Raw genomic sequence first — 26,114 nt, 5'->3', positions numbered from 1 at the left:
TTGCGATCAGGATCGCAGAAAAAGTGCGGTTTGTTTTACAAAACCATTTTCCCTTTTCACAATATTTCAGCCAATAAAGGCTTAACGAAAGGAAAATAAATGAAACTAACTACACAAACTACCTTGAAAAAAGGCTTTACATTAATTGAATTGATGATAGTCATCGCCATCATCGCGATTTTAGCTACTATCGCTATTCCTTCTTATCAAAATTATACCAAAAAAGCCGCGGTATCCGAATTACTGCAAGCATCTGCACCTTATAAGTCAGATGTGGAATTATGCGTTTATAGCACAGGTAAACCTTCCAGTTGCTCGGGAGGAAGCAATGGAATTGCGGCTGATATTACAACAGCAAAAGGCTATGTAAAATCAGTGACAACAAGCAACGGTGCAATAACAGTAGCGGGTAATGGTACATTAGACGGAATGAGTTACACACTTACTGCTGAAGGCAATAGTGCAAACGGCGTTACATGGAAAACTACCTGTGGTACAACGAATGCCGATATTTTCCCTGCTGGATTCTGTTCAAAATGATCGACTTAACTAGTGCAAAACCTCGTGTAAAAGCACAAAATGGCGAGATATTTACGATCTCGCCAGAATTATGGGGGCGTAATCAGCAACAACAGTCGCTACTCTTACGTTATTTTGCGTTACCACTCAAAGAAGAAAATAATCGTCTTTGGTTAGGTGTCGATTCCCTTTCTAATCTTTCTGCCTGTGAAACTATTGCGTTTATAACCGGTAAACTTGTTGAGCCTGTTTTATTAGAAAGCACTCAACTTAAAGAACTATTACAACAACTTGCCCCTAATCAACTTCAAGTGGAAGAGCAAGTTAAATACTACCAACATCAAGAACAGTCTCATCTTGAACAACAAGATGACGAGCCCGTCATTCGATTACTTAATCAAATTTTTGAATCCGCTTTACAAAACAATGCCTCAGATATTCATTTGGAGACTTTATCGGATCATTTCCAAGTGCGGTTTAGAATTGACGGTGTTTTACAAGCTCAGCCTCCACTTAGCAAAAATTTAGCGAATCGAATTATTTCTCGCCTAAAACTGCTCGCTAAATTAGATATTAGTGAAACCCGCCTTCCACAAGATGGACGATTTCAATTTAAAACTACGTTTTCTGATATTCTTGATTTCCGTCTTTCAACGTTACCAACTCATTGGGGAGAGAAAGTTGTCCTGAGAGCACAGCAAAATAAACCAGTAGAACTCAGCTTTTCTGAACTAGGCATGACTGAAAATCAACAGCAAGCATTTCAATGCGCACTTAGCCAACCACAAGGATTAATTTTAGTAACTGGCCCAACAGGAAGTGGGAAAAGTATCTCACTTTACACCGCACTTCAGTGGCTGAATACACCAGATAAACATATTATGACCGCTGAGGATCCCATTGAAATTGAGCTTGATGGCATTATTCAAAGCCAAATTAATCCACAGATTGGATTAGATTTTAGCCGTCTATTGCGCACTTTTTTACGTCAAGATCCCGATATCATTATGCTAGGTGAAATTCGAGATGAAGAAAGTGCAATGATTGCACTACGTGCCGCTCAAACGGGGCATTTGGTGCTTTCAACTTTACATACCAATGATGCAATATCTGCCATTTCTCGCTTACAACAACTCGGTATTCAACAACATGAAATTGAAAACAGTTTACTGCTCGTCATTGCGCAACGTCTTGTACGAAAAATCTGTCCAAAGTGCGGTGGAAATTTAATAAATTCTTGTGATTGCCATCAAGGTTATCGAGGTCGAATCGGCGTGTATCAATTTCTACATTGGCAGCAGAATGGTTATCAAACGGATTTTAAAAATTTACATATGAGTGGTTTAGAAAAAGTGAGCCAAGGTATAACAGATGAGAAAGAAATTGAACGTGTGTTAGGTAAAAACTCATGACTAAAAAACTCTTTTATTATCAAGGTAGTAACGCATTAAATCAGAAACAAAAAGGCTCAATTATTGCGGATACGAAACAACAAGCATACTTTCAATTAATAAGCCGCGGGCTTACTCACATCAAATTACAACAAAACTGGCAATTTGGGGCAAAGCCCAAAAATTCAGAAATTAGCGAATTACTCAATCAATTAGCGACATTGCTACAGTCCGCAATTCCGTTAAAAAACAGCCTGCAAATTTTGCAACAAAATTGTACTCAAATTATGCTCAACGAATGGCTTGAGCGACTGCTTCAATCTATTGAATCTGGTTTAGCATTCTCACAAGCCATTGAACAACAAGGGAAATATCTCACTCAACAAGAAATTCAACTGATTCAAGTGGGAGAAATGACGGGAAAACTTTCCGTTGTTTGTAAAAAAATAGCCACACATCGTAGCCAATCTTTAGCATTACAACGCAAATTACAGAAAATTATGCTGTACCCCTCAATGGTGTTAGGAATTTCTCTATTATTGACGCTCGCATTACTGCTTTTTATCGTGCCTCAATTTGCTGAAATGTACAGTGGTAATAATGCTGAGTTACCAACAATAACCGCAATATTGCTCTCTATATCTAATTTTCTTAAGCAAAATATTGGGATTTTGCTATTTTTCGCTTTTAGTTTTTTTCTATTTTATTACTTCTATCTAAAACGCCAGACTTGGTTTCATCAAAAGAAAAATCAACTCCTCTCTATTACGCCTATTTTTGGCACAATTCAAAAGCGTTCACGTTTAGTGAACTTTAGTCAAAGTTTACAAATTATGTTGCAGGCCGGCGTACCGCTTAATCAAGCACTAGACAGTTTTCTCCCTCGCACACAAACGTGGCAAACCAAGAAAACGCTTGTAAATGACATCGTATTAGATAAAGAAGTGCGGTCAATTTTACAATGGGTTTCTCAAGGCTATGCGTTTTCTAATAGCGTAAGTAGCGAGCTTTTCCCAATGGAAGCACAACAAATGCTCCAAATTGGTGAGCAAAGCGGAAAACTCGCTTTGATGCTAGAGCATATTGCGGATAATTACCAAGAAAAACTTAACCATCAAATTGACTTACTCTCACAAATGTTAGAACCATTAATGATGGTGATCATCGGCAGTCTGATTGGGATTATTATGATGGGAATGTATTTACCTATCTTTAATATGGGCGCAGTGATTTAATGATTTACTTAGCCTCATTTTTATTCGGTGGGATTAGTGGCGTAGTTTTATGGTGCTATGTATCGGAGTTTATTACTTGTTTACAGAAAGATATTTATGATGCTTATATTGAATTGTTCCCAGAAAATGCCCCATTTTTTCAACCTGATGCTTCTACAATTCAACAGAAAAAGTGCGGTCATATTTTAGTTTACTTTTTTAGTGTCGGTTTTTTATTTCTCTTTTTGCATTTGATATTAAAAAATGAATCTCTCTTATTATGGGCTGGAGTAGTACTTCTTATGCTTTGGACAATGAGTTACCTTGATTGGCATTATCAACTTATTTCTCCAACGCTTTGCTTAGCATTATTTGCTTTAGGCGTATTAGGGGCTTATTTCTATTTTTCCCCTTTATCGTTAATCGAAAGCTTGCAAAGCTCAGCTGGTTTCTTCTTTGTTTTTGGGCTCATTTATGGAGGGGCAAAAGTTTATTATGGTAAGGAAGTTTTTGGTAAAGGTGATTGGTGGTTGTCATTAGGGTTAGGTAGTTTTACTCCATTGTCACATTTACCACACTTTTTACTCATAGCGTGCTTATTAGGAATCGTTTTTACATTGGTTTATCGACGAAAATCCCGATTCTTACCCTTTGCACCTTTTATGTGTATATCGGCAATCGTGTTATTTATTGTCCAAATTTATACTTAATTTGTACTATTTATGCCAAATAATTTAAATATAGGATGTTTATTTACCACATTTTATAATCAAAGCTTGTTAGTTGGATTCCTCCGCAATTTTGATCCCTATATAGTAGATAAAAGATTGAAAAAGTAGTTGCTAAATTGAATCAATAGGAAAAATAAAAGGATATTTTTTATGGAAAATTTATAACTGTTATAAATAGAAAAATCGCATTATGCCTAGCATAATGCGATTTTAAGAATATCAGAAATATTACCGCACTTTATTCATCCATATATCCTAAACTACGCAGTGCACGTTCATCATCTGCCCAACCTGACTTCACTTTCACCCAAAGTTCAAGATGGACTTTGTTATCAAATAAACGTTCCATATCAGCGCGTGCTTCCATACCAATAGTTTTAATTTTTTGACCGCCCGCACCAATTACCATTTTTTTCTGGCCTTCACGTTCAACGAGAATTAGTCCATTTATTTCATAAGTGCCACGTTCATTCACTTTGAACTGTTCGATTTCAACAGTAACAGAATAAGGTAATTCTTCACCGGTAAAACGCATTAATTTTTCACGGATTATTTCCGATGCCATGAAACGTTGCGAACGGTCTGTGACATAATCTTCTGGAAAATGATGGACACCTTCGCGTAAAGATTGGCGTACAATTTTCTCTAATTCATGAACATTATTACCACGCTGTGCAGAAATTGGCACAATGTGAGCAAAATTAAATTTACTGCTAAGTTCCGTAATAAACGGTAACAAATCATCTTTATTTTTGATGTTATCTACTTTGTTAATAGCTAACACAACTGGTGCTTTTGCATTGCGTAATTTGTTTAGCACCATCTCATCATCTGCATTCCAGTGTGTGCCATCTACGACAAAAATAATTAAATCAACATCGCCGATAGCACTACTTGCTGCGCGGTTCATTAAACGGTTAATCGCACGCTTCTCTTCAATATGAAGTCCTGGAGTATCCACATAGATTTCTTGATACGCCCCTTCAGTTTTAATCCCAACAATACGGTGACGTGTAGTTTGAGCTTTACGCGATGTAATTGAAATTTTTTGTCCTAAAATTTTATTTAAGAGCGTTGATTTACCCACATTTGGGCGACCTACGATAGCAATAAAGCCGCAATAGGTTTTGTCGAATTTTTCGGTCATTTGATGTCCAGTTCTTTTAAAATTTGTTCTGCTGCCGCTTGTTCAGCTTTACGACGGCTAGATCCTTTTGCCACAAAAGTGCGGTCAATTTTATCCGCACTTTTCACTTTGCATTCAACAGTGAAAATTTGACAATGGGCTTCCCCTTGAATATTGACCACTTCATAAGTTGGCAATGGTAGATGTTTACCCTGTAAATATTCTTGTAAACGAGTTTTCGCATCTTTTTGGTTATCACCAGGTTTAATTTCAGCCAATAATTGTTGATACCAATTTCGAATCACTTGGGTCGTCACAGCCAATCCTTGATCCAAAGACATTGCGCCAATAATCGCTTCTACACAATCGGCAAGAATAGATTCTCGGCGAAAACCACCGCTCTTTAGCTCACCAGAACCAAGCGACATATAATCGCCCAATTCAAATTGACGCGCTAAAATCGCTAAAGTGGGCTCTCTCACCAAAGTAGCTCGCATACGGCTCAGTTCACCTTCATTACAACGTGGAAACTGATGATAAAGCGCCTCAGCGATAGTAAAATTAAGAATAGAATCGCCTAGAAATTCTAGGCGTTCATTATGTTGAGTCGCCGCACTTCGATGCGTAAGTGCCTGCTTTAAAAGCGCAATATCATTAAAACGATAACCGATTTTACGCTCAAGTCGATCTAAATGATTCATCTTATTTTATTGCTGTAAAGAAACGATCAAAGCGGAAACCGGTTGGCCATTCATTCGCTTCTTTTTCTAAGCTCATCCAAATATAAGTGGCTTTACCCACAATATTTTTTTCAGGCACAAAGCCCCAGAAACGGCTATCATCGCTGTGATCACGGTGATCCCCCATCACAAAATACTGCCCTTCTGGCACAAGCCATTCTGCAGTTTGCATACCTTCTTGTGGGAAAAACTCAGGACCTGAATAACGACGATATTCACTAATTAATACATTGTGTGTCACATCACCTTTTTCAGTCAATTCTAATTCATTCGGAAAGGCTGGATTTGTTGGATTTTGTGTATATTCAAACGCTTTGGTTTCACAATCAATTTCACAAGGTTTACCTTCTTTTCCATATACCACTTTTAACGTTTTTTGTTCCGCATCAAAAATGACGCGGTCTCCGCCTTTTCCAACAATACGTTTAATATAATCGACACCAGACATATTATCTTTTGAACTTAACGCAAGATTTTCTGCAAAAGCAGCTCGAGTTGCACCTAGGCCCGTGCGAATTAAAGCTTGTTCAGGTGCCTTGAATACAATGACATCTCCACGTTGAGGTTTATTTCCAGCAATAATTGTATTTTGGAAAATAGGATCTTTGATGCCATAAGTATATTTGTTTACGATTAAAAAATCGCCCACTCGTAGGGTTGACTCCATTGAGCCAGAAGGAATTTGAAATGGTTCGAATAAAAAAGAACGCACTAAGAATACGACAGAAAGTACTGGAAAAAGAGATGATAAAAATTCAGAAGCCTCAGAAACCGGTTCAATTTTTGCTTTTTCTTCATCTGTTAATGCCTGACCTGAACGCTGTTCAGCACGTGCGATTTTACGATTCCGTTTTGGCGTTACCACAAAATAATGGTAGCACCATAAGACCCCTGAAAGTGCGGTCAAAATTAGCAGTACAATACTGAATGTGTTTGGTAATTGGAAATAATCCAATAATTTCCATACTCCAAAACCAACAGCTAGTAAAATTACAAAAAATAAATTTGACATAATTTCCCTTATTTATCTTTTCCTACATGTAAAATTGCTAAAAACGCTTCTTGTGGTACTTCTACATTACCTAAAGATTTCATACGTTTTTTACCTTCTTTCTGTTTCTGTAAGAGTTTTTTCTTACGGCTCACGTCTCCACCATAACATTTTGCTAATACGTTCTTACGTAATTGTTTTACCGTAGAACGAGCAATAATGTGGTTTCCAATTGCCGCTTGAATAGCAATATCAAATTGCTGACGAGGAATTAACTCACGCATTTTTTCAACCAATTCACGCCCACGATATTGTGAATTATCTTTATGAACGATTAAAGCCAAAGCATCTACTCGTTCACTGTTAATCATAATATCCACGCGAACCATATCTGCAGCTTGGAAACGTTTAAAACCGTAATCTAACGAAGCATAACCACGCGATGTTGATTTTAATCGGTCAAAGAAGTCTAGAACAACTTCGCCCATTGGAATTTCATAAGTCAGCGCAATCTGATTACCGTGATATACCATATTAGTTTGCACGCCACGTTTTTCCACACAAAGAGTAATGACGTTACCTAAATATTCTTGCGGCACTAACATATTACATTCTGCAATCGGCTCGCGGATTTCAGCAATATTATTAAGCGGAGGCAATTTTGATGGACTATCGACGTAAACAACATCACCATTCGTTAACTGCACTTCGTAAATTACTGTTGGTGCAGTAGTGATAAGATCTAAATCATACTCACGTTCTAGACGCTCTTGAATGATTTCCATATGTAAAAGGCCAAGGAAACCACAACGGAAACCAAAACCAAGTGCGGTAGAATTTTCTGGCTCATAGAAAAGTGAGGCATCATTTAAACTTAATTTGCCGAGAGCATCGCGAAACGCTTCATAATCATCAGAACTTACAGGGAAAAGTCCAGCATAAACTTGCGGTTTTACTTTTTTAAAGCCTGGTAAAACTTCAGTTGCAGGATTATGTTGAAGCGTTAAAGTATCCCCAACTGGCGCACCTAAAATATCTTTAATCGCACAAACTACCCAACCAACTTCACCACATTCTAAAATAGTAGTATCTTCTTGTTTTGGCGTGAAAATCCCTAAACGGTCTACATTGTAAGTTTGTCCGGTAGACATCACTTTAATTTTATCGCCTTTACGTAATACCCCGTTTTTAATGCGAACTAAAGATACCACGCCCAAATAGTTATCGAACCAAGAATCAATAATCAATGCTTGTAATGGCGCATTAGGATCACCTTCTGGTGCAGGAATTTTTGCAACGATTTCTTCTAATACATCTTCGATACCGACACCCGTTTTAGCTGAGCATCGAACCGCTTCCATCGCATCAATTCCCACGATATCTTCAATTTCTTCCGCTACGCGTTCAGGATCTGCGGCAGGCAAGTCGATTTTGTTTAAAATCGGTACCACTTCTAAATCCATTTCGATTGCGGTATAACAGTTTGCTAAGGTTTGAGCTTCTACTCCTTGACCTGCATCGACTACCAACAACGCCCCTTCACAAGCAGCAAGAGAGCGAGACACTTCATAGGAAAAGTCCACGTGTCCCGGTGTATCGATAAAGTTTAATTGATAAGTTTCGCCATCTTTGGCTTTATAATTTAAAGTAACACTTTGTGCTTTGATGGTAATTCCACGCTCACGCTCAAGATCCATAGAATCTAGCACTTGCGCTTCCATTTCGCGATCCGAAAGGCCACCACAAGTTTGAATCAAACGGTCAGAAAGCGTCGATTTACCGTGGTCAATATGGGCAATAATAGAAAAGTTGCGAATATTCTTCATAAAAGATAGTTTTTCTCAAAAAAATCAATAAATTTAACTGGCGGATTGTACCTGAAAAGCATGGAAATCGCTAGGGATGAAAGGGAAAAGTGCGGTCAAATTTTAGATAAAACAAAACCCCGAATTAATTCGGGGTTTCTTTTTTCATTCAAGCTGAAATTATAGGCTTTCAGTGAAAGTACGAGTGATAACGTCGCGTTGTTGTTCCGGAGTTAAAGAGTTGAAACGTACTGCGTAACCAGAAACACGGATAGTTAATTGTGGATATTTATCTGGGTTATTTACCGCATCTTCTAAAGTTTCACGACGTAATACGTTTACGTTTAAATGTTGGCCACCTTCAACTTTAACAGTTGGCGCTACGTTTACTGGTAATTCACGGTATTCGATTTGACCTAATTCGCTCACTGCAACAACTTGGTCTTCAGCGAATTCGCCTTTTGCACATAAGCAACGAGCTTCATTTTTTTCGCTGTCTAACAACCAGAATGAATTAAGCAAATTGTCATTTGCCGCTTGAGTAATTTGAATACCTTTAATCATAATAGCCTCCTAATTGGCATTGAATAATCATAAAAACTGTATAAATTTTATCAAATAATTTGAAGGTTTCAAATTATTTTAGATTTTTTTGATAAAGAACAGGTTATCTTTTTAGGATAATTTTAAAAACTTGATCTAAATTAAGTTTTGGTCATTTCTATAGAGGTTTATTTAAAATTGTTTAACATTAATTTAACTTTTAAGCTTTTTATTACCTTAATTTTTTTGTTTATAATAAGAACATAAGAACATAAGAACATAAGAACATAAGAACAAACTTATTAATAGGATCACAATAATGAAAACCTGGACAGATGTTATCGGAAAAGAAAAAGAACAACCTTACTTTCAACATGCACTACAACAGGTTCATCTTGCAAGAGCAAGCGGGAAAACGATTTATCCCCCACAAGAAGATGTATTTAATGCATTCAAATATACCGCTTTTGAAGATGTGAAAGTGGTGATTCTAGGTCAGGATCCTTATCATGGTCCAAACCAAGCTCATGGATTGGCTTTTTCTGTAAAACCAGAGGTAGTCATTCCCCCTTCCCTATTAAATATGTATAAAGAACTCACACAAGATATTTCTGGATTTCAAATGCCATCACATGGTTATTTAGTCAAATGGGCAGAACAAGGAGTATTGTTGCTCAACACTGTGCTTACCGTGGAGCGTGGTATGGCTCATTCACATGCTAATTTCGGTTGGGAGACATTCACCGATCGTGTTATTGCTGCGCTTAATGAACATCGTGAAAAACTCGTATTTTTACTTTGGGGTAGTCACGCACAAAAAAAAGGGCAAATTATTGACCGCACTCGTCACCTTGTTTTAACGGCTCCGCATCCTTCCCCGTTGTCAGCACATCGAGGTTTCTTTGGCTGTCATCATTTTTCCAAAACGAATAAATATTTAGAAGAAAATGGGATAAATCCCATTGATTGGCAGATTTAATATGATAATCCCCATTATAAAGAGTGATTTTCTTGTTCTTCTTTGAATGCCAAATATTCTTCTAATAAATCTATCGCATCTTGGCATTTTTGATGGCGTTGCTTATAACGTTCTGCGAGCTGTGTATGGCGAATCACATCATCGTGAAGGGGAGATGTTCGTGCTAAATCACATTGTTCCTGGTAAAGTTTATTTAGTTTTTCTAATGCTTCATAATATTTTTCTAGACGTTCTCTTGGCGGTAACCTGTGAATGTTATGTTGTGGACTTTTAACGGGCGCGAATGTAGCTGATGAGGATTGAGTATTTAACGTATTTTTTTTGCGTGCTAATGCTTCTGAAAGCACCGTACACTGAACCACTAAACGTTCTGCTAGATAGGCATAGTGAGTGGGAATGTCTGATTCTAACATTTTAATCTTATCAAGCGTTTGTTTTAGCTCAGTTAGATAAAAACCGACAGTTTGCCCGTACTCACTAAATAAAGAGCGGTCAAATTTAGCAAAGATTTTTTCTTCACGTTGAGGTAAATAATCCTGATAAAGATGTTGAACTTTTTGTTCCAGACGTTGAATAAGTAATTGAATCGACATAAAAATCCCCCAACGGGGGATTATAATCGCTAAAGATACATGGCTGCAATCCAGCCAAACACTAATAATGGAATATTATAGTGAATAAAGGTTGGAACAACGGAATCCCAAATATGATCGTGTTTGCCATCCATATTTAATCCTGATGTTGGACCCAATGTTGAATCAGAGGCGGGGGAGCCTGCATCTCCTAAGGCGGCAGCAACACCTACAATGGCTACAGTGGCTAATGGAGAAAAACCGAAAGATAAACAAAGTGGCACATAAATAGAAGTAATAATCGGCACTGTAGAGAATGACGACCCAATTCCCATGGTAATTAATAACCCGACTAGTAACATTAGAAACGCCGCTAACCCTTTGCTCTGTACCGCACCATTACTTAAACCTTGAACCAAATCCGTGACGCCTGTTGTTGCATTAATGACATTCGCAAAACCAGATGCGGCAATCATCACAAAGCCGATCATCGCCATTAAATGTAACCCTTTTTGAAAAATATCATTACTTTCTTTAAGTTTAAAAATACCAAATACAGCAAAAATAATTAACCCGACTAGCCCACCAATAATAGTTGAACTTGTCATTAATTGCGTGGTAAATGTGGCTATAATCGCAATGACACTGGCAATAATTTGTTTTGATTTAATGTTTGCAATGTGAGCTTCAATTTCTTTTGTCGTGGGTTCTTCAATAGTAACATCATATTCACGTGGCTTGCGATAACTAATAAATACAGCAATAAACAGGCCTAAAATCATACCGCTTACAGGCAAGAGCATCGCAAGAGAAACTTGTGTAACATCAGTATGTAATCCAAGAGCTTCACCCGCTTGATTAATATTTTTTACCAAAATACTTTCAATAAAAATTTTACCGAAACCAACGGGAAGCAACATATAAGTAGCGGTTAAACCAAAGGTGAGTACACAAGCGATAGCTCGGCGATCGATTTTTAAACGATTAAAAATAGAAAGTAGTGGCGGCACAACAATAGGAATAAAGGCAATATGTACGGGAAGAAGATTTTGTGATGAAATGGCAAATAAGGCGAGCACCCCAAAAATAAAATATTTAAACCATACTAAGTTGCTAGAAGTAGGCTTTTTATTCATTTTGGTAATAATTTTATAAGCAATTAAATCAGTGATACCTGATTTAGAAATCGCAATAGCAAACGCACCAAGCATCGCATAATTCATCGCCACCTCAGCACCGCCACCTAAGCCACCAGTGAAGGTTTCAATAGTTTTACTTAAACTTAGATCACCGCAAAGCCCAGCTGTGAGAGAGGCAATCACAAGAGCAATAATTACATTAATACGCAGTAAGCTAAGAGTGAGCAAAACAATGATCGAAATAACAACAGGATTTGATAACATTTTGTTTTTCCTTATAAATTAAATAGTGAATACTGTACTGTAAAAATTTGATGTGTTGAATAAATAATGATGTTGCATAGTATAATCTCCTTTTATCGTCATAAAATAAAACCCCTCGAAAGTTGCCTTCCGAGGGGTAACATTTAGATTATCCTGTCAGCTCGGAAGAAATCTTCCAAGCACACCAAAAACCTGAAAGATTATTCAGTTAAAATGGTGATGATAGTGACGACGGATAATAAACATATTAAATCTCCAAATAGATACTAGCCGCCAAGTTACTGGAAAAATAAGGAGAATGCAACAAGTTTTTATATTTTTATAGAATAGCTATGTGAGGTGATGATTCGTCAGCTACAACCGACAGAGCAGGTTTACCAGTTGGATCGATTATTTAATCAACTAAATAGTGTTGAAAGAGATAAATTAATTTCGTTAATTGAGCAAATAATCGAATGGAAAAATAGCGGAAAAAACTACCGCACTTTTATTGAGTAAAGTGATGTATTATTTTCCTGCTCTGAAAAGATAAACTAGACACGTATTTAATTTAAATTTCTTTTAATCATTCAATATGCTATCCTCTTATAATCAATAATTATTCTCATTATAATGATGTTTAAACGGCGATATTGGATTTTTCTGCTTATTTTGCTTTCGGTTATTTCACTTTTTCTTGGGGTAAGTTCCGTCACTATGAGGGGCTTATTCAATTTGGAAGATAGTCAATGGCAAATATTTCTAGATAGTCGAGTGCCTCGTTTAGTGAGTATTTTGATTGCTGGTGCTTCTTTAAGTATTTGTGGGTTGGTGATGCAGCAATTAAGCAGAAACCGTTTTGTTTCTCCCACAACTGCAGGCACAATGGATAGTGCGCGTCTTGGCATTTTATTGGCCATTCTCTTTTTTCCAGGTGCATCAATGCTTTTAAAAACAGCTATTGCTGTGCTTGTTTCTTTTATTGGTTCGCTATTATTTATGAGCATTCTTTCCCATTTAAAGTTTAAAGATACTATTTTTGTGCCATTGGTGGGAATGATGTTTGGCAATGTGATCAGTTCAATCACCGCATTTATTGCATATCAACAAGATTTATTGCAAAACCTCTCTGGTTGGCTTCAAGGGGACTTTTCACTAGTGATGAGTGGGCGCTATGAATTGCTTTATTTTAGCCTGCCGATGCTGATTATTTCTTATTTATTTGCACAGCGTTTTTCGATTGTAGGAATGGGAAAAGATTTCGCTACTAATCTTGGGTTAAATTATAACCAAGTGCTTTATATAGGTTTGCTTATTGTATCGACAGTTTCATCGATTATTATTGTTTCTGTAGGGGTAATTCCTTTTCTGGGTCTTATCATTCCAAATTTAGTCACACTATATTTGGGCGATAATCTCAAAAAAATTCTTTCTCACACCACACTTTTAGGTGCTGTTTTTGTATTGTTTTGCGATATTTTGGGGCGTTGTTTGATTTACCCTTATGAAATTTCTATTAATGCAGTGGTTGGTGTGATGGGGAGCGGTATTTTCTTGTATTTTTTATTGAAAAGGTACCGTCATGCGTAAATCATCCTTACTTCGTATTGCGATTTTAGGCATATTAGCACTTGTCAGTATTGTATTATTTCTTGGGTATCATTTACCAAATCGTTGGCAATATGCTTTAAATAATCGGGCATTAACGATATCCGCTATTGTGATAACCGGCATTGCTATTGCCCTTGCAACGATGCTATTTCAAACAGTGGTGAATAATCGTATTCTCACACCAAGTATTTTAGGGCTAGATTCATTGTATTTACTGATTCAAACTGGGATTTTATTTTTATTTGGTTCAAAGACATTGTTGTCTATCAATCCTTTTGTTCTATTTCTTATGAGTACAGGTGTAATGATTGGTTTTATGCTTGTGCTTTATCATTTCTTATTTAAAAGAGAATCACAAAATATTTTCTTTTTATTGCTCGTTGGTATTGTTTTTGGCAGTTTTTTCGGTAGCTTAACCACCTTTATGGAGGTGTTGATTGATCCAAATGAGTTTCAAATTTCGCAAGATTTTGGTTTTGCGAGTTTTAATCGGATTAATACTAAGATTCTTTGGCTGGCGTTAGCGATGTTAGTGGCGGTGATTTTATATAGCCTACGTTACTGGAAGTATCTTGATGTGTTGGCACTAGGGCGAGAACAGGCACTGAATCTGGGTGTGGATTATCAACATATGGTTAAAAAATTGTTGATTATTGTAGCTATTTTAACATCTGTCTCGACCGCCCTTGTCGGCCCCTTAGTTTTTTTAGGGCTTCTTGTGATGAATATCACCTTTGAATTCATGCAGGATTATCGCCATAAACTCTTGATTCCTGCTGCGATGTTACTTGCTGTATTTACATTAGTTTGTGGGCAATTTTTATTGACACAAGTCTTTACATTCAGCACGCCGCTGAGCGTTATCATTAATTTTGTAGGCGGATTATATTTTCTTTCTTTGTTATTAAGAGCAAATAAAAAATGGCAGTAGAAATTAAGCATATTTGTAAATCTTATGGCGAAAAAAAAGTGGTGGATGATGTTTCACTCGTGATCCCAACAGGAAAAATCACTTCATTTATTGGGCCAAATGGGGCGGGGAAAAGTACCGTACTGGGTATTATCAGCCGCTTATTAACAGCTGATAGTGGCGAAGTCTATTTGAATCATTTGCCATTAAAAGAACAAAAAAACACTGATATTGCGCGCAAAATGGCGATATTAAAACAATCGAATCACGTTAATCTACGAATTACGGTGGAAGAATTAGTGGCATTTGGTCGTTTTCCTTACTCGAAAGGAAACCTAACAGAAATTGACCGCACTTTTATTGATAATGCCATTAAATATATGAACTTAGATGATATTCGTGAGCAATATATTGAAAACCTGAGTGGGGGACAACGACAACGGGCTTATATTGCCATGACACTAGCACAAGATACTGATTATATTTTGCTTGATGAACCACTGAATAATTTAGATATGAAACATTCAGTACAAATTATGCAAGTATTGAGAAAGCTTGTGACGGAACTGAACAAAACAGTAGTCATTGTGATTCATGATATTAATTTCGCCTCTTGCTATTCTGATTATATGGTTGCGATGAAGCGAGGAAAACTGGTCGCTCAAGGTTCAGTAGATGAGATAATGCAGTCAGAGGTGTTGCTGAATATTTATGATATGGAAATTCCAATTCAAGAAATTAACCAACAAAAAATTGCCGTGTATTTTAAATAGGAGATCCTTTATGAAAACATTAAAAAAATTAACCGCACTTAGCTTTGTTTTGTTTGCTTCTACGATGGCAAATGCGCAGGATATTATTGTTAAAAATGCAGCAGGAGAGCAAACCGTGCCGCAAAATCCACAAAAAGTAGTTGTGTTAGATTTTGGTGTAGCTGATACCCTACGAGCATTAGGAGAAACTGATAAAATAGTGGGCTTCCCTAAAGTAGGACATATTCCAACTTATTTAGATGAGTTTAAACAAGATAAATTTAAAGATGTTGGTTCATTACCTGAGCCAGCATTTGAGTCGATTAATGAACTGAATCCTGATCTGATTATTGCCGCACCGCGCCAACAAAAATTATTGGATAAATTGAAAGAAATTGCGCCCGTGTTCTATGTGGAAAATGATTACTCGAATTATTATCCAAGCTTCCAAGAAAATGTTACTGCATTAGGTAAAATCTTTAATAAAGAAGCACTAGCAAAAGCAAAATTAGATGCATTAGATGCTAAAGTGTCACAAGTCGCGAATGAGACGAAAGGAAAGACTGCCTTACTTGTGTTAGTGAATGAAAGTAAAATTAGTACCTTTGGTGATAATTCACGTTATAGTATGGTCTTCCAGAAATTTGGTTTTAAACCTGCTGATCCCAATATTAAGTCATCGACACATGGTATGAGTGTTGGATTTGAGTATCTTTTAGAAAAAAATCCAGATTATTTGCTTGTGGTAGATCGTACGGCGGCGGTGACAGATAAAGTCAATAATGCACAAAAGGTATTAGATAATGCTATTGTTCAACAGACTAATGCTTATAAAAATAAGCACATCATATATTTAGATGCGGCGAATTGGTATTTGGCGTTTGGTGGACTAGAATCAATGGAAGTGATTGCCGCAGAACTTGAGAAAGCCATAAAATAATTTCGACTATATCATCGGCCGTAGTAGTACGGTCGATATTTTAATCATGAAACGAATCTTCTTAACTCTTTTGACATGTATTGGTGCGTTTTTGAGTGTTTTTTATACGCCCATGATTCTTGCGACTCCTGATTTTATCATTCCTAAAATTAACGAAAATATGAATACACTTTATAAGATTCATCAAAAAGACCTTCTTTTTGAAAGTAAGCCATATCGTTTATTTATTGCGGAACCTAAGGTTAACAATAAACCATTATCAGTGCTTTATATGCTTGATGGTAATGCACAATTTCCCATTGCGGTTAATACGGTGGATCCTACTCAAGAGTTACCGCTTATTGTCGGAATTGGTTATGTGTCAGAGAATGCCTATGCCATAGCGGAACGTCAACGGGATTATACTTTTCCTGTGAATGGGGAGGATTTTAAAAATGGTGGAGGGGCTTCAGATTTTTTGCGTTTTATCCAAACCCAAGTTAAACCAGAAATTGAACAGCAATACCATATTAATCCTGAGAAACAGTTTTTCTTCGGGCATTCATTTGGTGGCCTATTCGGTTTATATGTATTATTTCACCAACCTAATTTATTTCAATATTACACATTAGCAAGTCCATCACTTTGGTGGGGGAATGGTTCATTTTTACCGCAAACAATGCCTTGGATTAAGTCAAGTCCTAAGCATATATTGATCACTTTAGGTGAATATGAAGAATATCCTGAGCGAGATCCAAAGCTTACATCAGAACAACTTCAACGTATTGAACAGCGTAAGAAAATGCGACCATTTAATGCGCCAAAATTGGCAGAGAAATTAGTACAGCAGGGTTATCCTGTGATATTTCGATGGATTTCTCATAAAAATCATGGGGATTCAATTGAGGATGCAATAAAACAAATGATGGAAGATTTACAATCAAAATAGGAAGAAGAAATTAACCGCACTTTAAAAAGTGCGGTTAATTTTTTGAGTATTTAGTGTGTTATTAAATACTAACGATTCGCCAGTTCAAAAATCATTGCCTCAGCTTGGCAACTAAAAGTGAAAGAGGCATTTAATTGAACGCCGTTTTTAGCTGCCACGATTTCGCTTTTAATTTCGCAAGGATCACTTTCTGTATCGCGAGCTTTCTTTGTTAATCGTTCAAGAGCTGCATTGGCATCAGCTTCAGTACTATAAAATTGATGTACTTCTACAGTGCAGTCAGAACCATCAATAATTGTGCCCACATCAACGCAGCTACAGGTTAAGGATTCTTCTGCTTTACATTTTACGGTCATTTTCTTTTCCTTATATGAATTTTTGTACATTTTATCATTTTTCTTATGAATGACAAAAATTGAACAAAATAGCCCATTAAATGCAAAAAGTTCCCGATAACTGGTCGGAACTCTAATGAAAACAAGGAAATGGATTTGCACTCAACAGATTCGGGTTTTAGAATCGCCCAGATTTTTATTCATAACAAAGGTTTCCAAATGAAAAAATTTAATCAATCTGTATTAGCAACTGCGATGTTATTCGCTGCTGGTGGAGTAAATGCTGCAGCGTTCCAATTATCTGAAGTATCGACTTCTGGTTTAGGTCGTGCCTATGCGGGTGAAGCGGCGATTGCGGATAATGCCTCTGTCGTGGCAACTAACCCAGCTTTGATGAGTTTATTTAAAACGAATCAATTCTCTGTGGGGGGCGTTTATGTGGATTCTAAAATTCACATGAGTGGTCCAGTTACAGTGAGTTCTCCGCTGAATCGAACCCAAAAAAATCCAACAGGTACTTTAGCAACAGGTTCTGCGCATTATAATAATGTTGTTCCTGGTTCATTGATTCCGAATATGTATTTTGTAGCACCAATCAATGACAAATTTGCTATCGGTGGTGGTATGAATGTGAATTTTGGATTGAAAAGCGAATACAGTAATACCTATGATGCAGGTACATTTGGTGGGACTACAGATTTAAGCGCAATTAATTTAAATTTAAGTGGTTCATATAAAGTAACTCAAGGGTTAAGCGCAGGATTAGGATTTAATGCTATTTATGCTAAAGCAGAAGTTCAACGTCGAGCTGGGATTTTATCAGATGCAGCGAAGAATCCAGATGTTATGACTGTTATGCTTCCTAATCTTAGAAATATGGGACTATTTGATCGAAATACAGCAGCATCATTGAAGAGATTACGAGCACTAGAGAAAGATAGCACTATTACACATTTACAAGATAAAAATGCATGGGGTTTTGGTTGGAATGCAGGTTTAGTGTATGAGTTCAATGAAAATAACCGTGTTGGTTTAGCCTATCATTCAAAAGTTGATATTGATTTTAAAGATGATTCAGCGATTGGAAATGGGCGTACTGGTCCTGGTGGATTAACATTACACTTACCAGATTATTTAGAATTATCAGGTTTCCACCAAGTGACAGATAATTTAGCATTGCACTACAGCTATAAATTTACACACTGGAGCCGTTTCAAAGAGTTACACGCAACCTTTAATGACGGTGAGCTCGCTTTCCATAAAGATGAAAAATATCGTAGCAATTCTCGTTATGCATTAGGTGCAACCTATAATGTAAATGATAAATTAACGCTTCGTACTGGTATTGCTTATGATGAAGCTGCTGCACCAACAGAACATGCAAGTGCATCTATTCCAGATACTAATCGTATGTGGTATAGCGTAGGGGCAACTTATAAATTTACCCCTAATCTTTCTATTGATGCGGGCTTTGCGCACTTACGTGGTAAAAAAATTCACTTTACCGAAAGCCAACCAATTCGAGGGTTAGCGACAATAACAGCGAATTATACCTCTAAAGCAAGCGCAAATCTTTACGGCTTAAACTTAAATTATAGTTTCTAATTGGTTAGAAAATTTAGCATAATAAAGCACACTTCCACACGAAGTGTGCTTTTCTTTTTATAAAACAAGGCGAAAAATGACCGCACTTTATTACACTTATTATCCTTCACCCGTCGGGCGACTTTTGATTTTATCTGATGGTGAAAGTATTACACATATTGATTTTGAAAAAGAGCAATATGCGCCCAATCCAAAATGGCTCAAGCAAGATGAATTACCAGTTTTTCAAAAAATGCGGTTGGCTTTTGAACGATATTTTAATGGGGAAGTTGAGCGTTTTTCTGACATTCCCTTAAAACCTGAAGGAACTGCGTTTCAACAAGCCATTTGGCAAGCCTTGCGCGAAATTGATTATGGCAAGCTTTCAACTTATGGAGAGCTGGCGTTACGGATTAATAATCCTAAAGCTGTTCGTGCCGTGGGAGGTGCGGTAGGGAGTAACCCGATTAGTATTATTATTCCTTGTCACCGCATTTTAGGCAAAGATCGTACTTTAACTGGTTTTGGTGGTGGCTTAGAGGCAAAACGTTTTTTATTGCAGTTAGAGAAAATTCCCTATATTGATAAAGGCACTGAAAATACTAAGCCTCGCTTTTTTAAGAAATATCACGAATGATTCCACAAACTCTTGAACAATTGCTTTCCCAAGCACAATCAATTGCAGGCTTAACTTTTGGGGAGTTAGCTGATGAACTGCATATTCCTGTCCCGCCTGATTTAAAACGTGATAAAGGCTGGGTGGGGATGTTATTAGAGCGCGCTTTAGGCGCAACGGCAGGGAGTAAAGCTGAACAGGATTTTTCTCATTTAGGTGTTGAACTTAAAACATTGCCCATTAATGCTGAGGGTTATCCTCTTGAAACCACCTTTGTGAGCCTTGCCCCATTGGTACAAAATTCAGGGGTTAAATGGGAAAATTCTCACGTTCGTCACAAACTTTCTTGTGTACTTTGGATGCCTATTGAAGGCAGCCGCCATATTCCATTACGTGAACGCCATATCGGTGCACCAATTTTATGGAAGCCAACCGCTGAGCAAGAACGTCAATTAAAACAAGATTGGGAAGAATTGATGGATTTAATTGTACTTGGTAAATTAGATCAAATTACCGCTCGAATTGGTGAAGTGATGCAACTTCGCCCGAAGGGGGCAAATAGTCGGTCTATAACGAAAGGAATTGGGCGAAATGGTGAAGTGATAGAAACCCTACCTTTAGGATTTTATTTAAGAAAAGCATTCACAGCGGGTATTTTAAATGATTTTTTATTAAATCATTAGGCTTATTAAAGTCGCCTAAATGCCAAAATTAACTAGCATTCTACTGTGCTTTATGATATAAATCGCACCGCTGTTTTTGCCTTTCAAAAGCAGCTTTTTAATTACTAACAACACACACATATCAACAAGGCTTAATCGGGGTGCCAAACGGTCGATTAGCTGATATGTGGAGGCTCAACCCCAACAAAAGGAAAATATTATGGCACAAGTTTCAATGCGCGACATGATCAACGCAGGCGTACACTTCGGACACCAAACTCGTTACTGGAACCCACAAATGAAACCTTTCATTTTTGGTGCTCGTAACGGTGTTCACATCATCAATCTTGAAAAAACTTTACCTTTATTCAACGAAGCTTTAGCGGAATTAACTCGCATTGCTAGCAACAACGGTAAAGTATTATTCGTTGGTACAAAACGTGCGGCGTCTGAAGCAGTTCAAGCAGCAGCATTAGATTGTCAGCAATATTACGTAAACCACCGTTGGTTAGGTGGTATGTTGACTAACTGGAAAACCGTTCGTCAATCAATTAAACGTTTAAAAGATTTAGAAAACCAATCTCAAGACGGCACTTTTGATAAATTAACCAAAAAAGAAGCGTTAATGCGTAGCCGTGAGATGGAAAAACTTGAATTAAGCCTTGGCGGTATCAAAGATATGGGCGGCTTACCAGATGCATTATTTGTTATCGGTGCAGACCACGAACATATCGCAGTTAAAGAAGCAAACAACCTAGGTATTCCTGTATTTGCTATCGTTGATACTAACTCAACTCCAGCTGGCGTAGATTTCGTTATCCCAGGTAACGATGATGCGACTCGTGCTATCCAACTTTACGTTTCTGCAGCTGCAGCAGCGGTTAAAGAAGGTCGTGGTAACGAAGCTCAAGTTGCTGAAGAATTAGCAGCTGACGCAGAATAATTTAAGTTTTGCAATAAGGCTAAGCCCTTAATAATCAAACGATTAATTGGCATAGGGGCTAAAATTTAGCCCCTATATTTTTATTTAAAAGTGCGGTCAAAATAAACCGCATTTTCGACAGAGGATTTTTAAAATGGCTGAAATCACAGCATCATTAGTAAAAGAACTTCGTGAACGTACCGGCGCAGGTATGATGGAATGTAAAAAAGCATTAGTTGAAGCAAACGGTGATATCGAATTAGCAATCGACAACATGCGTAAATCTGGTCAAGCTAAAGCAGCTAAAAAAGCAGGCCGTGTTGCCGCTGAAGGTGTTATCCTTGCTCGTGTAGAAAATGGTTTCGGTGTATTAGTTGAAATGAACTGTGAAACTGACTTCGTAGCAAAAGATGCTGGCTTCTTAGGTTTAGCAAACGAAGTAGCTGATTTCGCAGCTGCACACAAAGGTACGACTATCGAAGCATTACAAGCACAATTTGAAGAAAAACGTGCGGCATTAGTGGCTAAAATCGGTGAGAACATGAACATCCGTCGTGTTGCTTACTTAGATGGTCAAGTTATTGCTCAATACTTACACGGCGCAAAAATCGGTGTATTAGTTGCGGGTGAAGGTTCAGCTGACGAACTTAAAAAAGTAGCAATGCACGTAGCTGCATCTAAACCAGAATTTGTAAATCCAGAAGATGTATCAGCAGAAGTAGTTGAACACGAACGCCAAATCCAAATCGACATCGCAGTTAACTCTGGCAAACCAAAAGAAATCGCAGAGAAAATGGTTGAAGGTCGTATGAAGAAATTCACTGGTGAAGTTTCATTAACAGGACAACCATTTGTAATGGATCCTTCTGTATCTGTAGGCGACTTCTTAAAATCAGTAAACACTTCTGTTTCTAACTTCATCCGTTTAGAAGTGGGTGAAGGTATCGAGAAAAAAGAAGAAGATTTTGCAGCTGAAGTTGCAAAAATCACTGGCGGTAACGCATAATTTATTTTCATATTTCATGTTGAGAAAGCGGACATTATGTCCGCTTTTTTTATATAGAGAAAAAGGTTATAAAAGTTATTTTTATTTGTTCTCACAAGCGAGTTTTGTATTTTTAGTAAAGAAAAATCCTCTTGAGAGGAAAGTTTTTATGTCTATCCAGTCAAAAGGATTTAAGTATATTGATATTACTGAGCGTTAATGTTTGGGCGAATATCTATTGCTGGGTCATCATCTTTCCGATATTTCTCGTTAATTCGTTTTTGTAAACCAAAATCATCCTTATCGCTTTCATTAGAAAATAAGTCTTCCTCATGATTCAATTTTGGATTTTTAATTCCTACCCAATGTGCAATGCCTTCGAGGAAATTTAGTCCAGATTTGAAAACCTTGTATTCTTTACGTTCAGTATCATCAGAAGATACTTTAAACAATGGAATATTGTGATGTTCACGGCTGAAACAATTTTGGTTAAACAACAAAATATTTTGTTTTTCATCTTGTTGGTGGCATAAACCATGATCAGAGAAATAAACCATAGAGAAGGTGCGGTGATTTTTTAGATTGTTTTCTTTAAGTTGCTCATATACGCGTTTTAAAAATTCATCAGTTTTTTTAATTGAGGAGATATAACAATTTAAGTAGCCATATTTAGGCGCAATCTTATTATCATCAAAGATTTTTGGGTAATCCTCTACACGATCGCATGCTAATGGGTGTGACCCATAGATATGGAGTACGATAAAACGTTTTCCCTGAATAGGGTTTTCTAACACTTTGGCAAATTTTGGTAATAAATCAAAATCGCTGAAGTTGGTTGAATTAAAGCTTCCTCCTTTTTTTAAAAATATTGTTTCATCTGCTTTTGAGGCCAGTGATGAAACGGGGGTATCGAATTCCCCTAACATACCTTGATTTGAAAGCCAGTATGTTTTAATTCCTGCTGATTTTACTAAATCAATAAGACTTAAATTATAATTTGGTTCCCATTTTTCTTTGTTTGGTAAGGTTAGCATGAGACGAAGTGATGAGACGGTATTGGTTCCAGCAGAACGAAAACCATCAATTAATATGCCTTTTGAATTTGACATAAAAGGGGTATTTTCAATTGGATACCCATAGGCATGATGATAATCTTTACGGGCACTTTCACCCAATACAATGACGTAATCATCATAAGGAGAATTTTCCAAAGTAGATTTTCCCCAATCATCTGATTGAGACATTTTTTTGAGTTTTTGCACCTCATCGAGAATTTTGACAGTGGAATCAACGGTTTCTTTTAGTGGAGCTGAAATAGGTAAATGATAAGCAAAGAGTAAGGTAGTAAAAACAATAAAGGTTTTATTTTGATAAAATTTTATGTCAAATTTGACCGCACTTTTATATTGCACAAAGATAAGAATAGGAATAGAAAAAGCAATTAAATAGCTACTTATAGGAATCTGTAAGAGATATTCTTTAGTTTCTAACATATCTGTTGCAAAAAGAGAGGCGATATATTGATAACTTGGTGCACCAAAATTTAACCCCGTAGGCGTGTAAATTGCATGAAGTAATGAAAGAGGAAGTAAAATAAAATAGAATGTTTTTTTACTGCTACTAAGTAAAATAATGACCGCTGCCGTTAGTAAAATGAGTGTCAAATTTGGTTGGTTAAACATGCCAGAACCAATCAAAATAAAATAGCCCGCAAGTAATGCGCAAATGAGTATAAAAAGTGCGGGAAAAACTAGCCATGTTTTTTTAGTGTTCATAATTACCTTCTGTTAAAAGAAAAGTGTAGGGTTTGTTGGTATATCAAAACTATTTGTATTGGTTGCTTGAAATAGCCCTATCGTAAATATTTTAGATAGACTTATGCGCTCAATATTATCCACCTTTTACACATAAATTCCATCTTAAACTTCTTCACTCTTGCTAGGTTATTTTATAAAATAAGCCGATTTTTAAAGCCAAAGGGAAAAAATAATGAGCCAACCAATTTACAAACGTATTTTATTAAAATTAAGTGGTGAAGCATTACAAGGGGAAGAAGGTTTTGGCATTGATCCATCAATTCTTGATCGTATGGCATTAGAGATTAAAGAGCTTGTAGAAATGGGGGTTGAAGTCGGTGTTGTCCTTGGTGGCGGAAATTTATTCCGTGGCGCGAAATTAGCAAAAGCGGGAATGAATCGAGTTGTAGGCGATCATATGGGAATGCTTGCTACTGTAATGAATGGTTTAGCAATGCGTGATTCGTTATTTCGTGCGGATGTAAATGCGAAATTAATGTCTGCATTTCAGTTAAATGGAATTTGCGACACTTACAATTGGTCTGAGGCGATCAAAATGTTACGCGAGAAACGAGTTGTGATTTTCTCTGCAGGGACTGGAAGCCCATTCTTTACAACCGATTCTGCAGCTTGTTTACGTGGTATTGAAATTGAAGCAGACGTGGTATTAAAAGCAACAAAAGTCGATGGGGTTTATGATTGTGATCCAGCAAAAAATGCTGATGCAAAACTTTATAAGCAACTAAGTTATGCAGAGGTTATTGATAAAGAATTACAAGTGATGGATTTAGCGGCATTTACACTTGCACGAGATCATCATATGCCGATTCGAGTGTTCAATATGGGAAAACCGGGTGCATTACGTCGTGTTGTAATGGGAACGGAAGAAGGAACAATCATTTCTTAATCATTTAAAAAGATAGAATATAGCTTCATATAAAAATGGTATATGCGTATAAGCAATACCATTTTTGCTTTTTAATGTGTGGTCATAGATCTGTTTTTTCCCCTATTATTTTCTCCGCTACTTATCTCCCCCAACCAGTGAAAACCATTTGCGCCATACTTTAATTCTTGATAAAGTGCGGTCGATTTTTACGGTCTTTTTAGGATAAGAAAATGAGCCAAGAATATTTAGATTTTGAATTGCCGATTGCAGAATTAGAAGCAAAAATTGAAGCATTACGCGCAGCATCGGATGATAAAGTTGATTTAACTGATGAAATCAAACGCTTACAAAAGAAAAGTAACGAACTCACTAAAAAAACCTTTGCTAACCTCGATGCTTGGCAAGTTTCACGTATGGCGCGTCATCCAAACCGCCCTTATACATTAGATTATATCGAACATATTTTTACTGAATTTGAAGAACTTGCAGGCGATCGTGCATTTGCTAATGATAAAGCGATCGTTGGCGGTCTTGCACGTTTAGATGGTCGCCCAGTGATGGTGATTGGTCATCAAAAAGGCCGTTCCGTAAAAGAAAAAGTACAACGCAATTTTGGTATGCCAGCACCTGAAGGCTATCGTAAAGCTTTACGTTTAATGGAAATGGCTGAACGTTTTAAATTGCCAATTATTACATTTATTGATACTCCGGGGGCTTATCCAGGTATTGGCGCAGAAGAGCGCGGTCAAGCGGAAGCTATTGCTCGCAATTTACGCGAAATGGCACAGCTTACTGTTCCCGTTATTTGTACCGTTATCGGTGAAGGCGGTTCTGGCGGTGCACTAGCTATTGGCGTGGGCGATAAAGTTAATATGTTACAGTATTCGACCTATTCTGTTATTTCTCCAGAAGGCTGTGCTTCTATTCTTTGGAAAAGTGCAGAAAAAGCATCAACAGCAGCTGAAGTAATGGGGTTAACTGCAAGCCGTTTGAAAGAATTAAATCTCATCGATAGCATTGTGCAAGAACCTTTAGGCGGCGCACATCGCAATTATGCGAAAATGGCTGAAAACTTAAAACTTCGTTTAAAAGAAGATTTAGCAGAGCTCGATGGACTAAATAAAGAAGAATTATTAAATCGACGTTATGAACGTTTAATGTCTTACGGTTATTGCTAACTGACATTCTAAA

At 37.0% G+C, this 26,114-nt stretch carries 27 protein-coding genes and 1 other annotated feature; of the genes, 18 read left to right on the top strand and 9 right to left on the bottom strand.

What is annotated here, in order from left to right:
* Positions 1 to 99 precede the first annotated feature (99 nt).
* From ppdD to A9501_RS07025, 4 genes are read left to right on the top strand one after another with little or no spacing between them, the layout of a single operon-like run.
* A complete protein-coding gene (ppdD, locus tag A9501_RS07040; protein ID WP_046938705.1) occupies positions 100 to 540 on the top strand; it encodes a prepilin peptidase-dependent pilin in 441 nt (146 codons plus the stop codon).
* On the top strand, positions 537 to 1,931 hold the full coding sequence (locus tag A9501_RS07035; protein WP_065265376.1) for a GspE/PulE family protein: 1,395 nt from the start codon (positions 537 to 539) through the stop codon (positions 1,929 to 1,931). Before ppdD ends, A9501_RS07035 begins: the two co-directional genes overlap by 4 nt.
* Positions 1,928 to 3,145, top strand: a complete 1,218-nt coding sequence (locus A9501_RS07030; protein ID WP_065265375.1) for a type II secretion system F family protein — start codon at positions 1,928 to 1,930, stop codon at positions 3,143 to 3,145. The genes A9501_RS07035 and A9501_RS07030 overlap by 4 nt, the downstream gene beginning before the upstream one ends.
* Positions 3,145 to 3,834 carry a prepilin peptidase gene (locus tag A9501_RS07025; RefSeq protein WP_065265374.1) on the top strand — a complete coding sequence of 230 codons (690 nt, stop codon included), beginning with the start codon at positions 3,145 to 3,147 and terminating at the stop codon, positions 3,832 to 3,834. The genes A9501_RS07030 and A9501_RS07025 overlap by 1 nt, the downstream gene beginning before the upstream one ends.
* A gap of 259 nt (positions 3,835 to 4,093) precedes the next feature.
* Here A9501_RS07025 and era read toward each other — a convergent pair whose 3' ends face one another.
* From era to grcA, 5 genes are all read right to left on the bottom strand, one after another.
* Positions 4,094 to 5,002: a GTPase Era gene (gene era / locus A9501_RS07020; protein WP_065265373.1), complete on the bottom strand. Its 909-nt coding sequence runs from the start codon at positions 5,000 to 5,002 to the stop codon at positions 4,094 to 4,096.
* Positions 4,999 to 5,682, bottom strand: a complete 684-nt coding sequence (rnc, locus tag A9501_RS07015; RefSeq protein WP_005628729.1) for a ribonuclease III — start codon at positions 5,680 to 5,682, stop codon at positions 4,999 to 5,001. The genes era and rnc overlap by 4 nt, the downstream gene beginning before the upstream one ends.
* A gap of 1 nt (position 5,683) precedes the next feature.
* A complete protein-coding gene (lepB, locus tag A9501_RS07010) occupies positions 5,684 to 6,733 on the bottom strand; it encodes a signal peptidase I (protein ID WP_065265372.1) in 1,050 nt (349 codons plus the stop codon).
* An 8-nt stretch (positions 6,734 to 6,741) separates the two neighbouring features.
* A complete protein-coding gene (lepA, locus tag A9501_RS07005) occupies positions 6,742 to 8,538 on the bottom strand; it encodes a translation elongation factor 4 (RefSeq protein ID WP_065265371.1) in 1,797 nt (598 codons plus the stop codon).
* Positions 8,539 to 8,697: 159 nt separating this feature from the next.
* Entirely contained in the window at positions 8,698 to 9,081 is a 384-nt protein-coding gene (gene grcA, locus A9501_RS07000; protein WP_005628746.1) for an autonomous glycyl radical cofactor GrcA, read from the bottom strand.
* A 298-nt stretch (positions 9,082 to 9,379) separates the two neighbouring features.
* On the opposite strand from grcA, the gene ung reads away from it, so the two are divergent.
* Positions 9,380 to 10,039 (top strand): uracil-DNA glycosylase, encoded by a 660-nt coding sequence (gene ung / locus A9501_RS06995; RefSeq protein WP_065265370.1) that lies wholly within the window; start codon positions 9,380 to 9,382, stop codon positions 10,037 to 10,039.
* Between the two features lie 14 nt (positions 10,040 to 10,053).
* On the opposite strand, the gene priC is transcribed toward ung, so the two are convergent.
* Both priC and A9501_RS06985 read right to left on the bottom strand, forming a co-directional pair.
* Positions 10,054 to 10,632, bottom strand: coding sequence for a primosomal replication protein PriC (gene priC / locus A9501_RS06990; RefSeq protein WP_065265369.1), 579 nt, complete (start codon positions 10,630 to 10,632; stop codon positions 10,054 to 10,056).
* Positions 10,633 to 10,661: 29 nt separating this feature from the next.
* A complete protein-coding gene (locus A9501_RS06985) occupies positions 10,662 to 12,014 on the bottom strand; it encodes a Na+/H+ antiporter family protein (RefSeq protein ID WP_065265368.1) in 1,353 nt (450 codons plus the stop codon).
* Positions 12,015 to 12,117: 103 nt separating this feature from the next.
* Positions 12,118 to 12,240: a sequence feature (His leader region), on the bottom strand.
* Positions 12,241 to 12,356: 116 nt separating this feature from the next.
* On the opposite strand from A9501_RS06985, the gene A9501_RS09740 reads away from it, so the two are divergent.
* The 6 genes from A9501_RS09740 (at position 12,357) to A9501_RS06960 (ending at position 17,134) form a co-directional block, all read left to right on the top strand.
* Positions 12,357 to 12,512: a hypothetical protein gene (locus A9501_RS09740; protein ID WP_165818733.1), complete on the top strand. Its 156-nt coding sequence runs from the start codon at positions 12,357 to 12,359 to the stop codon at positions 12,510 to 12,512.
* A gap of 117 nt (positions 12,513 to 12,629) precedes the next feature.
* Positions 12,630 to 13,583, top strand: coding sequence for an ABC transporter permease (locus tag A9501_RS06980; RefSeq protein ID WP_165818742.1), 954 nt, complete (start codon positions 12,630 to 12,632; stop codon positions 13,581 to 13,583).
* Positions 13,576 to 14,535: an iron chelate uptake ABC transporter family permease subunit gene (locus A9501_RS06975; protein WP_065265366.1), complete on the top strand. Its 960-nt coding sequence runs from the start codon at positions 13,576 to 13,578 to the stop codon at positions 14,533 to 14,535. Before A9501_RS06980 ends, A9501_RS06975 begins: the two co-directional genes overlap by 8 nt.
* Positions 14,526 to 15,287, top strand: coding sequence for an iron ABC transporter ATP-binding protein (locus tag A9501_RS06970; protein ID WP_065265365.1), 762 nt, complete (start codon positions 14,526 to 14,528; stop codon positions 15,285 to 15,287). The genes A9501_RS06975 and A9501_RS06970 overlap by 10 nt, the downstream gene beginning before the upstream one ends.
* Before the next feature lie 10 nt (positions 15,288 to 15,297).
* The gene (locus A9501_RS06965; protein ID WP_065265364.1) at positions 15,298 to 16,206 is read left to right on the top strand and encodes a siderophore ABC transporter substrate-binding protein; all 909 of its coding nucleotides are present in this window, start codon (positions 15,298 to 15,300) and stop codon (positions 16,204 to 16,206) included.
* A 46-nt stretch (positions 16,207 to 16,252) separates the two neighbouring features.
* Positions 16,253 to 17,134, top strand: coding sequence for an alpha/beta hydrolase (locus tag A9501_RS06960; RefSeq protein ID WP_083071917.1), 882 nt, complete (start codon positions 16,253 to 16,255; stop codon positions 17,132 to 17,134).
* A 68-nt stretch (positions 17,135 to 17,202) separates the two neighbouring features.
* Here A9501_RS06960 and A9501_RS06955 read toward each other — a convergent pair whose 3' ends face one another.
* Positions 17,203 to 17,490, bottom strand: a complete 288-nt coding sequence (locus A9501_RS06955) for a YfcZ/YiiS family protein (RefSeq protein ID WP_065265362.1) — start codon at positions 17,488 to 17,490, stop codon at positions 17,203 to 17,205.
* A 198-nt stretch (positions 17,491 to 17,688) separates the two neighbouring features.
* On the opposite strand from A9501_RS06955, the gene A9501_RS06950 reads away from it, so the two are divergent.
* The 5 genes from A9501_RS06950 to tsf all read left to right on the top strand — a co-directional run bounded on the left by A9501_RS06950 (position 17,689) and on the right by tsf (position 22,259).
* Positions 17,689 to 19,074, top strand: coding sequence for an outer membrane protein transport protein (locus A9501_RS06950; RefSeq protein WP_065265485.1), 1,386 nt, complete (start codon positions 17,689 to 17,691; stop codon positions 19,072 to 19,074).
* A gap of 76 nt (positions 19,075 to 19,150) precedes the next feature.
* Entirely contained in the window at positions 19,151 to 19,690 is a 540-nt protein-coding gene (locus A9501_RS06945) for a methylated-DNA--[protein]-cysteine S-methyltransferase (RefSeq protein WP_065265361.1), read from the top strand.
* Entirely contained in the window at positions 19,687 to 20,352 is a 666-nt protein-coding gene (gene mutH / locus A9501_RS06940; RefSeq protein WP_065265360.1) for a DNA mismatch repair endonuclease MutH, read from the top strand. Before A9501_RS06945 ends, mutH begins: the two co-directional genes overlap by 4 nt.
* Before the next feature lie 199 nt (positions 20,353 to 20,551).
* Complete coding sequence (gene rpsB / locus A9501_RS06935) at positions 20,552 to 21,274, top strand: 30S ribosomal protein S2 (RefSeq protein ID WP_048955024.1); 723 nt, start codon at positions 20,552 to 20,554, stop codon at positions 21,272 to 21,274.
* Positions 21,275 to 21,407: 133 nt separating this feature from the next.
* Positions 21,408 to 22,259 carry a translation elongation factor Ts gene (tsf, locus tag A9501_RS06930; protein ID WP_065265359.1) on the top strand — a complete coding sequence of 284 codons (852 nt, stop codon included), beginning with the start codon at positions 21,408 to 21,410 and terminating at the stop codon, positions 22,257 to 22,259.
* A 185-nt stretch (positions 22,260 to 22,444) separates the two neighbouring features.
* Here the strand turns inward: tsf and A9501_RS06925 are convergent, their stop codons facing one another.
* Positions 22,445 to 24,013, bottom strand: coding sequence for a phosphoethanolamine transferase (locus A9501_RS06925; protein ID WP_065265358.1), 1,569 nt, complete (start codon positions 24,011 to 24,013; stop codon positions 22,445 to 22,447).
* Positions 24,014 to 24,227: 214 nt separating this feature from the next.
* On the opposite strand from A9501_RS06925, the gene pyrH reads away from it, so the two are divergent.
* Complete coding sequence (gene pyrH / locus A9501_RS06920) at positions 24,228 to 24,941, top strand: UMP kinase (protein ID WP_048952828.1); 714 nt, start codon at positions 24,228 to 24,230, stop codon at positions 24,939 to 24,941.
* Positions 24,942 to 25,153: 212 nt separating this feature from the next.
* Positions 25,154 to 26,101 carry an acetyl-CoA carboxylase carboxyl transferase subunit alpha gene (gene accA, locus A9501_RS06915; RefSeq protein ID WP_005633993.1) on the top strand — a complete coding sequence of 316 codons (948 nt, stop codon included), beginning with the start codon at positions 25,154 to 25,156 and terminating at the stop codon, positions 26,099 to 26,101.
* Positions 26,102 to 26,114: the final 13 nt, after the last annotated feature.

Source organism: Haemophilus sp. CCUG 66565 (genome assembly GCF_001679495.1).
Classification (GTDB): domain Bacteria; phylum Pseudomonadota; class Gammaproteobacteria; order Enterobacterales; family Pasteurellaceae; genus Haemophilus; species Haemophilus haemolyticus_K.
This window is presented reverse-complemented; position numbering and strand designations above follow the sequence as displayed.